We start from the raw sequence: 13155 nt of genomic DNA on the forward strand, positions 1-13155 counted from the left end.
GGCCTGGAGGCCTCAAAGCGCCTTGAGGATCTCGGTCGCGGGTGCGGTCATGCTGGGCACGAACTCGATCACGTGCGTGCTGGCCACACCGCTCTGCACGAACGGGTCGCGTGCCAGCACCGCATCGAGCGCAGCCCGGTCGCCCGAGCGCGCGAAGATCACGCCGCCCTTGCGCGGCACCTGCCGGCCCGAGGCCAGGAACAGTCCGCTCTGGTAGTGCTTTCGCAGCCACGCCATGTGCCCATCCATCAACGCATCGAGCTCTTCAAGCGGACGGATGTAGGTGAGAGTGACGATGAACATGGCAACGGCGGCAAGTGAATCGGGAGGCTCCGATCGTATGGCCTGAAGCACGGGCATTCCATGACCAGAAGTAACGGAGTGATCCAGGTTTTACGGCTTTCTGCTACCGTCTTTTTGTTGCCCTCAACTGCAAAGGAGAGTCGCCCATGCCGCTTCGCTCGCCGGGCCTTTTGCCGCCCAGCTTCGTACCGCCGTACCTGCTGGACCGGCTGGCGGAACATGCCAGCGCACATGCCAGGGCAAGGGCGGCGCAGACGCTGATGATCGACCGCCAGCAACGCGGCCTTCGCGAGGCGGTGGCCGCGCAGGGCGTGTCGTCGGGCCCCGCGCCCAGCTACGTGCGGCGCGCTTCGCCCGCACGCGCCATCCACGACGCGGAGCACACCATGAGCCTGCCCGGCAGGCTGGTGCGCGCCGAAGGGCAGGCCGCCACCGGCGACGTTGCCGCCGACGAGGCCTACGACTACCTGGGCGCCACCTACCGCCTCTACCACGACATCTACGAGCGCGACTCCATCGACGGCGCGGGCCTGCCGCTGACCGGCAGCGTGCACTACGGCAACGACTACGACAACGCCTTCTGGAACGGCAGGCAGATGGTGTTCGGCGACGGCGACGGCGAGGTCATGAACCGCTTCACCATTGCGGTGGACATCATCGGCCACGAGCTCACGCACGGCGTGATCGACCACGAGTCGGGCCTGGTCTACCAGGGGCAGCCGGGCGCGCTCAACGAGTCGATCTGCGACGTGTTCGGCGCCCTGGTCAAGCAGCACCTGCTGAAGCAGACGGCGCAGCAGGCCGACTGGCTGGTGGGCGCGGGGCTCTTCACCGGCAAGGTGAAGGCCCGCGCACTGCGCTCGATGGCCGAGCCCGGAACGGCCTACGACGACCCGGTGCTGGGCAAGGACCCGCAGCCTGCCCACATGAAAGACTTTGTCGCCACGCGGCAGGACAATGGCGGCGTGCACATCAATTCCGGCATTCCGAACCGCGCCTTTCATCTCGCTGCCACGGCCATCCAGGGCCCGGCATGGGAGACGGCCGGCCGCGTCTGGTACGACACGGTGTGCGACCGGCGGCTGCACAAAGACGCCGATTTCCTGGCCTTTGCACAGCTCAGCGTGGAAAATGCGGCCAGGCGCTTCGGCGCCGACAGCGCGGCGCACAAGGCCGTTGGCGCCGCGTGGAACACCGTGGGAGTCACACCATCATGATTCAGCTTCCGCCCCTGGACCAGGCCTCCATCGTGCGCGTGACGCGCGAGGGCGGCGTGGCCTACGTGCCGGGCCTTTCGCGCCCGCGCAGCTACCAGCTGGGCAACTGCAGCGAGGAACTGCGCCAGCAGATCGGCGAGGCGCTGCAAAGCGCCGCGCCGCATGCGGAGCAGCGCGACGGCCCCGGTTCGCCGGGCGGCGACCAGCGCTTCTACCGCGTGGAAGTGGTGGTGGAAAGCGCCACCTCCCATTCGGGTTCTTCGGTCAGCTTCGAGGTGCCCGAGAACGAGGCGCCCGAGGCGCTGGTGCACCTCTGGAAAGACGCGGCCGACCGCTGAGGCGCGCGGTGCGGCTTCTTCTTCGAATCAAAGGCCGCCGAGCACCGTCGACGCCACCAGCCACACGTTGGCCGCGCTGATCACGCCGAACAGGCCCCAGGCCAGCAGCCTGACCAGCGTGCCGTTGGCAAAGCCGCCCATCAGCGCGCGGCTGCTCGTGAAGCGGATCAGCGGCCACATCGCGAACGGCAGCTGGAAGCTCAGCACCACCTGGCTCAGCACCAGCATCTTGCCCACGCCGCCATCGCCGAACCACCAGACCCCCAGAAAGGCCGGCCCGAGCGCCAGCGCCCGCGTGATCAGCCGGCGCTGCCAGCACGGGATCTTCAGGTCGAGAAACCCTTCCATGATGATCTGGCCCGCAATGGTGCCGGTGAAGGTCGAGCTCTGGCCCGAGGCCAGCAGCGCAATGCCGAACAGCGTGGCGGCAAACGCGCTGCCCACGATGGGCTCGATGAGCCGGTAGGCGTCGTCGATCTCGGTCACCTCCACATGGCCGGTGCTGTGGAAGGCACTGGCCGCCAGCACCATGATGGCCGCGTTGACCAGCAGCGCGAGCGAGAGCGAGAACACCGCGTCGAAGGTGCAGAAGCGCACCGCCTCGCGCCGCGCCGCGTCGCTGTCGGCCACCAGCCGGGTCTGCACGATGGATGAATGCAGGTACAGGTTGTGCGGCATCACCGTGGCGCCCACCACGCCGATCGCAAGGTACAGCGCGCCGGGCTGCTGCAGCCGCTCGAAGCTGGGTGCGAAGCCCATTGCCACGCCGAACCAGTGGGGCTGCGACATCGCGAGCTCCACCACGAAGCAGCCCGCGATGGTGCCCACCAGCCCGAGCACGATCGCCTCGACGCGCCGGAAGCCCGCGCCCTGGAGCCCCAGCACGAGCAGCGTGTCGAACGCCGTGATGCCGATGCCGACCGGGATCGAGACGCCGAACAGCAGGTGCAATGCGAGCGCGCTGCCCAGCACCTCGGCCAGGTCGCAGGCCACGATGGCCAGCTCCGCGCCCAGCCACAAGAAGCGGCTCACGCGCGGCGAATAGTGCTCGCGGCAGGCGCGCGCCAGGTCTTTCTGCGCCACCAGGCCGAGCCGCACGCACAGCGTCTGCAGCAGCATGGCCGCCAGGCTCGCGAGCAGCACCACGAAGAGCAGGCCGTAGCCGAAGCGCGAGCCGGCCTCGATGTCGGTCGCCCAGTTGCCCGGGTCCATGTAGCCCACCGACACCAGGAGGCCGGGGCCCGCGTAGCGCAGCAGCTTCTTGCCGAAGGGCAGGTCCTGCGGGACCGCCACGCTGCCCTTGACTTCGGAGGGGCAGAACGGCGCGGTGGCCGTGCGGGGCAGGGGAAAGAACATGCGGGCGATGATAGGGTCGCGCGCGGGACCGCTGGCCGAGCGGCCGGTCTTTTAGATTCGGCGGTCCCATTCCACACACATGCAACAACGGAGCTTTTTTCCATGATCCACGTCGTCGCCGTCATCACCGCCAAGCCGGGCCAGCGCGCCAGCCTGCTCGAAGCCTTTGCCGCCAACCGCGCGGCCGTGCTGGCCGAGGAGGGCTGCATCGAGTACGGCGCCACGGTCGACGCCGCGGGCGTGCCGGCATCGAAGGCCAGCTTCGGGCCCGACACCTTCGTGGTAATCGAAAAGTGGGAAACGCTGGCCCACCTGCAAGCCCATGCGGCGGCACCGCACATGGCGGCCCACGGCGCGAAGACGAAGGAGCTGGTCCAGAGCAAGCTGATCCACGTGCTCGAACCGGTCTGAAAATCGGCCTTCGCGCGCGGCGCAATGCCTGCTACCCTCGCGCCGGGATCAGGCATCCCGAGGAGGGACTCAAGGCATGGCGATCTTCTTCAGACCGCAGGGTGTGCGCCTGCGCGCTTTCACCGCAACGCTCTGCGCATCGGCCGCGGTGGTGCTGGCGTCCGGCTGCGCACAGCTCGCCGCGCCGCCCTATGCGGCCGACTACGAGGCGCTCGACCGGCTCGAAGCCGCGCGCCCCGGCATGGTGGCGCTCGCGAAGGTGCAGCCTACCGATCCGAACGACAGCATCAACACCCTGAGCCTGCGCCGCGCGAAGCTGCTTTCGCCCAGCGGCACCTTCGCGCAATACCTGGAAGACGCACTGATGCGCGACCTGGGAGAGATATCGGCCTACGACCCCAAGGCCCAGACCCGCATCGCGGCGCGGATACTCGTCAATGAACTCGACCTTGGCGTGATCAACGGCACCGGCCGCATGGACGTGGAGGTGGTCGTGACGCGCGCGTCCGCGCAAAGGCTGCGCAAGACCTACCGCGGCGAGCTGGCCTTCGATTCGAGCTACGCCAACATCGTGGCCGTGCCCGCCGGACAGGCCGCCTATCCGAGGCTGGTGCGCGCGCTGCTGCGCCAGGTGTACGCCGATCCGCAGTTCATCGCGGCCATTGCGCCCTAGCCACAGCCATCGCCGGAGAAAGCCGCACCATGCCATTTCTTTTTTCTTCGACCGCGCGCCTGTTTGCCGCGGCGATCCTGACGGCCTTGCTGGCAGCCTGCGCCCATCCGATCACGATGATCACGGAAACCGCACCGCCGCGGTCGCAGGCCCGCCTGCTCCCGAAGAAGGTGGCGTACGTGATGACCGACGCCCAGCGCGACCAGCAGGTGACCACCGCCGGCGGCAGCGGCGACCGCGTGAGCTACTACCCGTACCGCGACCTCGAAAAGTCGATCCGCGACGCGCTGCGCGCGGTCTACCGCGACGTCGTCGTGCTGCGCACCGCCGGCGATGCCAAGGCCAACGAGGCGGCGGGCGTGTCGCTGGTGTTCACGCCGCAGATCAAGACCGATTCGAGCTCGTCCTCGTGGATCACCTGGCCGCCCACGTCGTTCACCGCCGAGGTGAGCTGCGTGGTGAGCGATGCCGCCGGCGCCGAGGTCACGCGCGTGCGCGCGGTCGGCAACGGCACGGCGGAGTTCGGCGAATTCAACGGCGACTACGGGCTCGCCGCCCGGCGCGCCGCGACCCGGTTGACTTCGCAGCTCAGCAGCGAGATCCGGAGGAACGAGAAGCTGCGCTGAGGCATTGCCTCAGCCGGCACGCCCATGAAAAAACGCGCCCGAGGGCGCGTTCTTGTTGCCGAGTCCGCGAAGCCTTACTTCGCCACGACCTTCACCATCTCCAGGCACTTGTTCGAGTAGCCCCATTCGTTGTCGTACCAGCTCACGAGCTTCACGAAGGTGCTGTCGAGCGCAATGCCGGCTTCGGCGTCGAAGATCGAGGTGCGTGGGTCGCCGCGGAAGTCGGTGGCCACCACCTTGTCTTCGGTGTAGCCCAGCACGCCCTTGAGCGCGCCTTCGCTCTGTGCCTTCATCTCGGCGCAGATTTCCTTGTAGGTGGCTTCCTTCACCAGCTCCACCGTGAGGTCGACCACCGACACGTCGGAGGTCGGCACGCGGAAGCTCATGCCCGTGAGCTTCTTGTTGAGCTCGGGGATCACCACGCCCACGGCCTTGGCGGCGCCGGTGCTCGAGGGAATGATGTTTTCCAGGATGCCGCGGCCGCCGCGCCAGTCCTTGTTGCTCGGGCCGTCCACGGTCTTCTGCGTGGCGGTGGCGGCGTGCACGGTGGTCATCAGGCCGCGCTTGATGCCCCACTTGTCGTTCAGCACCTTGGCCAGCGGCGCCAGGCAGTTGGTGGTGCAGCTGGCGTTGCTGACGATGGCTTCGCCGGCGTACTTCTTGTCGTTCACGCCGTAGACGAACATGGGGGTGTCGTCCTTCGAGGGGGCCGACATGATCACCTTCTTGGCGCCCGCGTCGAGATGCTTCTGGCAGGTTTCCTTGGTGAGGAACAGGCCGGTGGATTCGAGCACGATGTCGGCGCCGACTTCGTTCCACTTCAGTTGCGCCGGGTCGCGCTCCTGCGTGAGGCGGATCTTCTTGCCGTTGACGATCAGCGTGTTGCCTTCCACCGTGACTTCGCCCTTGAAGCGGCCATGCACCGAGTCGTACTGGAGCATGTAGGCCAGGTAGTCGGGCTCGAGCAAGTCGTTGATGGCGACGATCTCGATCTCGTTCTTGAAGTTCTGCACGGCTGCGCGCAGCACGTTGCGACCGATGCGACCGAAGCCGTTGATACCGAGTTTGATAGCCATCTGATTTGCTCCTAAGGTTGAAAAACTTTTGATCGAACAGAAAGAAAAGCGCTTGGCCGGACTCAGTCGCGCAGGGCGGCTTCGACCGTGGCGGCAACGTTCTCCGCCGTGAACCCGAAATGCTTGAACAGCTGCGGTGCCGGTGCCGACTCGCCGTAGCTGTCGATGCCCACGACAGCCGCGCAGCCGTATTTCCACCAGCCGCCGGTGCAGCCCATTTCGACGGCGATGCGCGGCAGCTTCTTCGGCAGCACGGCCTTCTTGTAGGCCACGTCCTGGCGGTCGAAGGTGGTGGTCGAGGGCATCGACACCACGCGAACGGCAATCTTCTTCTCGGCCAGCAGCTTCTGCGCGGCCAGCGCCAGCTGCACTTCGGAACCGGTGGCGATGATGACCGCGGCGGTCTTCTTGCTCTTGAGGCCGACGGTTTCGGGCTCCGACAGCACGTACGCACCGCGGCTGATGTCGCCGAGCTCGCCCTTGGGCGCATAGGCGATGTTCTGGCGGCTCAGCAGCAGCGCGGTGGGGCGCGACTGGTTCTGCAGCGCCACGGCCCAGGCCACGGCGGTTTCGGCGGTGTCGCCCGGACGCCAGACGTCGAGGTTCGGGATCAGGCGCAGCGAGGCGGCATGCTCGATCGACTGGTGCGTCGGGCCGTCTTCGCCCAGGCCGATGGAGTCGTGCGTGAACACGTGCACCACGCGGCGCTTCATGAGCGCGGCCATGCGGATGGCGTTGCGGCTGTAGTCGCTGAAGGTCAGGAAGGTGCCGCCGTAGGGAATGAAGCCGCCATGCAGCGCGACGCCGTTCATGATGGCCGCCATGCCGAACTCGCGCACGCCGTAGTTGATGTGGCGGCCGACCACGCCGTGGGGCGGTTCGGCGTTGTCGGCGGTGCTCTCGGGTGCGGCTTCGTCTTCGGCACCCTGGTTCGGCTGCTGGACCGGCACGTCCATGACCACCGCGCCGGTCTTCGCATCGAAGCGCAGGGCGGCCGTGCTCTTGGTGTTGGTGAGGTTGGAACCCGTGAGGTCGGCGCTGCCGCCGAGCATTTCGGGCAGCGCGGCCGTGAAGGCCTCGAGCGCGAGCTGGCTGGCCTTGCGGCTGGCCACGGTTTCGCCCTTGGTATGGGCGGCCACCACGGTGTCGAACGCCACCTGGTGGAAGTTCCTGGGCAACTCGCCCCGCATGCGGCGGGTGAACTCGGCGGCGAGTTCGGGGAAGGCCTTCGCGTAGGCGGCGAACTTGTCGTTCCAGGCGGCTTCGGCCTTGGCGCCTTCGGCCTTGTGGTCCCAGTCGGCGTAGGCTTCCTCTGGCACTTCGAAGGCGGCATACGGCCAGTTCAGCGCAGCGCGGGTGAGCGCGATTTCATCGGCGCCCAGCGGCTCGCCGTGGGCCTTGGCGGTGTTGGCGCGGTTCGGGCTGCCCTTGCCGATCTGCGTCTTGCAGATGATGAGGGTGGGCTTCGAGTCTTCCTTCTTCGCCTTGGCGATGGCCTTGGACACGTCCCTGGCGTCGTTGCCGTCGATCGGGCCGATCACGTTCCAGCCGTAGGCCTTGAAGCGTTCTTCGGTGTTGTCGATGAACCAGGGCTTGACCTGGCCGTCGATGCTGATGCCGTTGTCGTCGTACAGCGCGATCAGCTTGTTCAGGTGCCAGGCGCCGGCCAGCGCGCAGGCTTCATGGCTGATGCCTTCCATCATGCAGCCGTCGCCCAGGAAGGCGTAGGTGTGGTGGTCGACGATGGCGTGGTGCTTGCGGTTGAACTCGGCCGCGAGCAGCTTCTCGGCCAATGCAAAGCCCACCGCATTGGTGATGCCCTGGCCCAGCGGGCCGGTGGTGGTTTCCACGCCGGGGGTCACGTCGACCTCGGGGTGGCCCGCGGTCTTGCTGTGCAGCTGGCGGAAGTTCTTGAGCTCGCCGAGGGGCAGGTCGTAGCCGGTGAGGTGCAGCACCGAGTACAGCAGCATCGAGGCGTGGCCGTTCGACAGCACGAAGCGGTCGCGGTCGAACCAGTGCGGGTTCGCGGGGTTGTAGCGCAGGTGTTCGCCCCAGAGTGCGACGGCCATGTCGGCCATGCCCATCGGTGCGCCCGGATGTCCGGAGTTTGCTTGTTGGACGGCATCCATGGCCAGCGCGCGAATCGCGTTGGCCATCAGGGCTTGGTTTGCCATGGGCGGTGGACTTTCGGGGAATGTGGATTGGGGGGAACCCGCGATTTTACCGGGCTCGCTCCAACCCCCTCCGATACGGCCTGAACACCCGACTGATGTTCTTTGGCGACACCCGGACTGCTAGAGTTGCCACCCATGCACGGGCTGCACCTCACCGCCGATCTCCACGACTGCCAATGCGCGATGCAATGGCTCACCGACAAGGAGGCGCTCGGCGCCGTATGCGTCAAGGCGGCGACGGCGGCCGGGCTGCAGCCGGTGGGCAAGCTGGTCCATGGTTTTCCGGCCACGCCCCAAGGGCCGGGCGGGGTCACGGCCACCGTGCTGCTGGCCGAATCGCACCTGTGCATCCACACCTGGCCCGAACAGCGCGGCGCCACGCTCGACGTGTATGTGTGCAACTTCGGCGGCGACCATTCGGCCAAGGCGCATGCGCTGATGGAATGCCTGGTCGCGCTTTTCCAGCCCCGCCACAGCGAACGCAACGAATTGCTGCGCGGCCAGGTGGCGGCTTGAAGCCGGTGGCATCTTCTTTTTCTGCGGTGCGGGCGATGATCCTGGCCGCCGGCCGCGGCGAGCGCATGCGGCCGCTGACCGACAGCGTGCCCAAGCCTCTGCTCGAAGTGCGGGGCAAGCCGCTGATGCAATGGCCAATGGAGGCGCTGGCCGCCGGCGGGTTCACCGAAATGGTGGTCAACACGGCATGGCTCGGCGAGAAGATCTCCAGCCACTTCGGCCCCAAGCCCTTGCTGAATGGGCGCGACACGCTATCAATTTCATACTCCGACGAAGGCCGCGACTTCGGCGAAGCGCTGGAGACGGCCGGCGGCATCGTGCGCGCGCTGCCCCGCCTGGGCGAGGTTTTCTGGGTCGCGGCCGGCGACGTGTTCGCGCCGGATTTCGCCTTCACGCAGGCCTCGGTGGACCGCTTCGCGGCCAGCGGCAGGCTGGCGCACCTGTGGCTGGTGCCGAACCCGGCGCACAACCCGAAGGGCGATTTCGGCCTCTCCGCGGGCGGCCTGGCGCTCAATTCGGCGGCCGAGAAGTACACCTTCTCGACCATCGGCCTCTACAGGACCGCACTTTTCGCGCCGCCTTACTGCGACATTCCGGCCGGCAACCCGGCGGGCGCCAAAGCCCCGCTGGCACCGATCCTGCGCGCCGCGATGGACAATGAACTCGTGAGCGCCGAGCTCTACGCCGGTCCCTGGACCGATGTGGGAACGCCCGAACGGCTTCTTCAACTGAACACGCCAAGATGACCTCAGAAGACAACCGGATCTACGCCGAGCGCCGTGCGCGCCTCGCCTCGCAACTGGGCAAGGACGGCATCGCCATCGTCCCGACCGCGCCGGAGCGCCAGCGCAACCGCGACAGCGATTTCCTGTTCCGGCACGACAGCTACTTCTATTACCTGACCGGTTTCACCGAGCCCAACGCCTGGCTGGTGCTCGCGAGCGACGGCCGCGCGACGCTGTTCTGCGCGCCCAAGGATCTGGAGCGCGAGATCTGGGACGGCTATCGCCTGGGTCCCGACGCGGCCCCCGCGGCGCTTGGCGTGAACGAGGCCTTCTCGATCAACGAGCTCGACGCCAGGCTGCCGAAGCTGCTCGAGAACAAATCGACCGTGTGGTTTCCGTTCGCGATCCACAAGGGGCTCGAAACCCGCATCGACGGCTGGCTGCAATCGGTGCGTGCGCGCGTGCGCTACGGCGCGCTGTGCCCCGAGGAGCAGCGCGACCTGTGCGGGCCGCTGGACGAAATGCGTTTGGTCAAGGACGCACACGAACAAGACATCATGCGGCGCGCGGCGCAGATCAGCGCCCGGGCACACATCCGCGCGATGCAGCTCTCGGCGCGCATGCTGCGCGAGGGCAAGGACGTGCGCGAGTACCACCTGGACGCCGAGCTGCTGCACGAGTTCCGCCTCGGCGGCTCGCAGTACCCGGCCTACGGCTCCATCGTCGCGGCCGGCGCCAATGCCTGCGTGCTGCACTACCGCGCCGATGCGGCGCCGGTGCGCAAGGGCGAGCTGGTGCTGATCGACGCGGGCTGCGAGCTCGACAGCTATGCGAGCGACATCACGCGCACCTTCCCGGCCGACGGCAAGTTCAGCGGCCCGCAGCGCGCGCTGTACGACCTCGTGCTCGCGAGCCAGGACGCCGCCGCCGCGGTGACCAAGGCCGGCAACCGCTTCACGGACCCGCACGATGCGGCGGTCAAGGTGCTGGCACAGGGCATGCTCGACCTCGGCCTGCTCGACGCCAACAAGGTCGGCAGCATCGACGACGTGATCGACTCGCGTGCCTACTTCCAGTTCTACATGCACCGCACCGGCCACTGGCTCGGCATGGACGTGCACGACTGCGGCAGCTATGTCGAGCCCACGCAGGTGGGCGAAGTGAGCGAGCGCAAGGACCCGCTGTCGAACGAAGTCATCAAGAACCGGCCGAGCCGCATCCTGCATCCCGGCATGGTGCTGACGCTGGAGCCCGGCCTCTACGTGCGGCCCGGCGAGGGCGTGCCCGAGCAGTTCCACAACATCGGCATCCGCATCGAGGACGACGCGATCGTCACGGCCACGGGCTGCGAACTCATTTCGCGCGGCGTGCCGGTGAAGGCGGACGAGATCGAGGCACTGATGCGAGCTTGACCGCGCGCTGGGACACCGGCGGCGGCGCATGCCGCGCCTGCAGGAAGTCGATGAACACCCTGAGCTTGCGCGGCATCTGCGCGCGGCTCGGGTGGTACAGGTAGAAGCCCGGAAACGTGGGCCACCAGGGCGCGAGCAGCGGCACCAGGCGGCCGCTTTCCAGATCGCCGCGCACCGCGCCTTCGAAGGCCACCATGATGCCCGCGCCGTCGCGCGCGGCGGCCAGCAGCACATCGCCGTCGTTGCTGATCAGCGGACCGGCCACTTCGACATCGAGCACGCGGCCGTCCTGCGCGTACTCCCAGCGATAGAGGCTGCCCGTGGTCAGGCGGTAGTTCAGGCACTGGTGCTCGCGCAGGTCCTCGGGCGTCTCCGGCAGCCTGCGCCCCGCCAGGTAGCGCGGCGACGCGAGGGTCACCATGCGCTGCGGCCCACCCACCGGCAGGGCCACCACGTCCTGCGCCAGGCTTTCGCCGAGCCGGATGCCGGCATCGAAGCCGCCTTCGACCAGGTCGATCATGCGGTTGTCGCAGACCAGCTCCAGCGTGATGTCGGGATAAGCCTCGGCAAAGTCCGCGAAGTGCGGATTCAGCAGCAATTCGGCCGACACGCGCGCCACGTTGAGGCGCAGCAGCCCGGCCGGCTTGTCGCGCGCCTCGTCGAGGCCTTCGACCGCCTGAGCGAGTGCGGCCAGCGCCGGCTGCGCGCCTTTGAGCAATTGCTGGCCCAGCTCGGTCACGCCGACGCGCCGCGTGGTGCGGTCGAGCAGGCGCACGCCGAGCCGCCCCTCGAGCGTGCGCACGGTCTGCGACAGGGCCGAGGGCGATACGCCCAGCTCTTGCGCGGCCCGCGTGAAGCTGGCGTGGTGCGCAACGCGTGCGAAGGCGGCGATCGCGGGGAGCAGTTCGGGCGACATGCGCGAATTATGAGGACGCGCTTGCGCCGGCGGCTCACGCTGGCGCTACCTGGCCTGCAGCAGCGCCCCCGCCTCCAGCAGCACCAGCTCGTTGTCGTCCGCCTTGTTCGGCTCGCGGCTGCTGGAGAACGGCAGGTTGTTGTCGTTGCCGACCACGATGTGCGTGGCATCGACCACGTCCACGTTCTCGATCGTGAAGAACGGGAACTTGAGCACGCCGTCGTTGAGCGGCTTGCGCGCGAGCTTGGCCGGGTCGGCGATGTTCAGCAGGTCGATGTAGCCGATCTTGCGCACCGCGCCGCCCACATTGGCGTCGCTCAGCTCGATCTTGTAGACGCGCTTGAACCTGGCGATGTCGTGGAAGCAGTCGGTGCGCTTCTGGCCTTCGGGGCAGGCCTTGTCGCTGGTGCCTTCGCCGTTGTCGCGCTCGATGACGAGGCCCGTGGTGGCGTCGATCATGTTGAAGTCGCCGATGGCGTGGCCGTTCGCTTCGAGCGGGTACTTCCAATGACGGCCCGTCCATTTTTCAGACGCCACGTCGAACTCCAGCACGCGCAGCGCCTCCTTGCCGTCTAGCTTCTCGTAATCCTTCGTCTCGGCGCTCCACACCGGGCCTTCGAGCAGCGCGTAGAGCTTGCTGCCGTCCTTCGACGAAGCCATGCCTTCGAAGCCCTTGGAGCGCTTGATCTGGAAGTCGACCGCGCCGCCCGGTGCGCCCGGCGTGGTGACCGCCGGATGGTCGGGCGAGCGCACGGCCTTGCCGTCGACCTGCGTGTCGAAGACCGCGAGCACCTTGCCTTTCAGGTCGGCCTTGATCAGGAAGGGGCCGAACTCCTCGCCGATCCACAGTGCGCCGCCGGCAAACTGGAAGCTCTCGGGGTCGAAGTCGGAGCCGGTCAGGTAGCGCTGCTTGTTGCCTTCGTGAACGATGCGAAAGGGCACCTTCTTGTCCGGGTCGTGCAGGAAGATGGTGTTCAGGCGGTTGAACTTGCCGCTCTTGAAGTCCACCTTGTAGTGGTTCAGGTAGAGCATGAAGTCGGGCGAGTTGGCCTTGGAGCCGGCGCCGTTGTCGGTGAGGATCCAGAACGAACCGTCGTCCATCTTCTTGATGCCCGAGTGGCCCTGCAGCGGCTGGCCCTTGAAGGGCAGCGAGACGCCGGTGCCGCGCCCGGCCGAGAGACCTTCCACGGTGCCCAATGCCTCCACGCGCTTGCCCGAGGTGAACTTGCCGCTGGCCTGCAGGTCGGCGTGCGCATCCTTGGGCGCAGCGACGAAGCTTTGCGCGGGCAGCACGGCGTGGCCGGCCAGCGTGGCGGGGAAGGCAGTCTGTGCGGCGGCATGGCCGCAGGCGAGCGCGGCGGCCAGCGCGATGAAAGAAGAATTGAGGAAAGAAGCAGGGCGCGTCATGGGAA

14 protein-coding genes are annotated in these 13155 nt (G+C 67.5%); 8 read left to right on the forward strand and 6 right to left on the reverse strand.

The features are described 5' to 3' along the window. Nucleotides 1-12: 12 nt before the first annotated feature. The gene (locus VAPA_RS26820; protein ID WP_021013135.1) at nt 13-303 is read right to left on the reverse strand and encodes a YciI family protein; all 291 of its coding nucleotides are present in this window, start codon (nt 301-303) and stop codon (nt 13-15) included. 146 nt (nt 304-449) lie between these two features. Between VAPA_RS26820 and VAPA_RS26825 the strand changes: the two genes are divergently transcribed. Together VAPA_RS26825 and VAPA_RS26830 are read left to right on the forward strand one after the other, a co-directional pair. Beyond that, complete coding sequence (locus VAPA_RS26825) at nt 450-1520, forward strand: M4 family metallopeptidase (protein WP_021013136.1); 1071 nt, start codon at nt 450-452, stop codon at nt 1518-1520. Then, nucleotides 1517-1858 (forward strand): protealysin inhibitor emfourin, encoded by a 342-nt coding sequence (locus tag VAPA_RS26830; protein ID WP_021013137.1) that lies wholly within the window; start codon nt 1517-1519, stop codon nt 1856-1858. Before VAPA_RS26825 ends, VAPA_RS26830 begins: the two co-directional genes overlap by 4 nt. 27 nt (nt 1859-1885) lie before the next feature. Here VAPA_RS26830 and VAPA_RS26835 read toward each other — a convergent pair whose 3' ends face one another. Beyond that, the gene (locus tag VAPA_RS26835) at nt 1886-3214 is read right to left on the reverse strand and encodes an Nramp family divalent metal transporter (protein WP_021013138.1); all 1329 of its coding nucleotides are present in this window, start codon (nt 3212-3214) and stop codon (nt 1886-1888) included. A gap of 102 nt (nt 3215-3316) precedes the next feature. Between VAPA_RS26835 and VAPA_RS26840 the strand changes: the two genes are divergently transcribed. The 3 genes from VAPA_RS26840 to VAPA_RS26850 all read left to right on the forward strand — a co-directional run bounded on the left by VAPA_RS26840 (nt 3317) and on the right by VAPA_RS26850 (nt 4924). Next, entirely contained in the window at nt 3317-3625 is a 309-nt protein-coding gene (locus VAPA_RS26840; protein WP_021013139.1) for a putative quinol monooxygenase, read from the forward strand. Between the two features lie 76 nt (nt 3626-3701). Further along, a complete protein-coding gene (locus tag VAPA_RS26845) occupies nt 3702-4298 on the forward strand; it encodes a hypothetical protein (protein ID WP_021013140.1) in 597 nt (198 codons plus the stop codon). 29 nt (nt 4299-4327) lie between these two features. Beyond that, nucleotides 4328-4924, forward strand: coding sequence for a hypothetical protein (locus tag VAPA_RS26850; RefSeq protein WP_021013141.1), 597 nt, complete (start codon nt 4328-4330; stop codon nt 4922-4924). A 74-nt stretch (nt 4925-4998) separates the two neighbouring features. Here VAPA_RS26850 and gap read toward each other — a convergent pair whose 3' ends face one another. After that, a complete protein-coding gene (gene gap, locus VAPA_RS26855) occupies nt 4999-6000 on the reverse strand; it encodes a type I glyceraldehyde-3-phosphate dehydrogenase (protein ID WP_021013142.1) in 1002 nt (333 codons plus the stop codon). Nucleotides 6001-6062: 62 nt separating this feature from the next. Next, nucleotides 6063-8174: a transketolase family protein gene (locus tag VAPA_RS26860; protein ID WP_021013143.1), complete on the reverse strand. Its 2112-nt coding sequence runs from the start codon at nt 8172-8174 to the stop codon at nt 6063-6065. A gap of 135 nt (nt 8175-8309) precedes the next feature. Here VAPA_RS26860 and speD point away from each other — a divergent pair, with 135 nt between their 5' ends. From speD to VAPA_RS26875, 3 genes are read left to right on the forward strand one after another with little or no spacing between them, the layout of a single operon-like run. Further along, nucleotides 8310-8690, forward strand: coding sequence for an adenosylmethionine decarboxylase (gene speD / locus VAPA_RS26865; RefSeq protein WP_021013144.1), 381 nt, complete (start codon nt 8310-8312; stop codon nt 8688-8690). A gap of 35 nt (nt 8691-8725) precedes the next feature. Continuing rightward, nucleotides 8726-9436 (forward strand): nucleotidyltransferase family protein, encoded by a 711-nt coding sequence (locus VAPA_RS26870; protein ID WP_041946270.1) that lies wholly within the window; start codon nt 8726-8728, stop codon nt 9434-9436. Next, entirely contained in the window at nt 9433-10827 is a 1395-nt protein-coding gene (locus tag VAPA_RS26875) for an aminopeptidase P N-terminal domain-containing protein (protein WP_021013146.1), read from the forward strand. The genes VAPA_RS26870 and VAPA_RS26875 overlap by 4 nt, the downstream gene beginning before the upstream one ends. Here the strand turns inward: VAPA_RS26875 and VAPA_RS26880 are convergent. Beyond that, nucleotides 10769-11743, reverse strand: coding sequence for a LysR family transcriptional regulator (locus tag VAPA_RS26880; protein WP_021013147.1), 975 nt, complete (start codon nt 11741-11743; stop codon nt 10769-10771). The genes VAPA_RS26875 and VAPA_RS26880 overlap by 59 nt on opposite strands. A 45-nt stretch (nt 11744-11788) precedes the next feature. After that, nucleotides 11789-13150: an esterase-like activity of phytase family protein gene (locus VAPA_RS26885; RefSeq protein WP_021013148.1), complete on the reverse strand. Its 1362-nt coding sequence runs from the start codon at nt 13148-13150 to the stop codon at nt 11789-11791. Nucleotides 13151-13155 lie beyond the last annotated feature (5 nt).

This window comes from Variovorax paradoxus B4 (assembly GCF_000463015.1).
Lineage (GTDB): Bacteria > Pseudomonadota > Gammaproteobacteria > Burkholderiales > Burkholderiaceae_C > Variovorax > Variovorax paradoxus_E.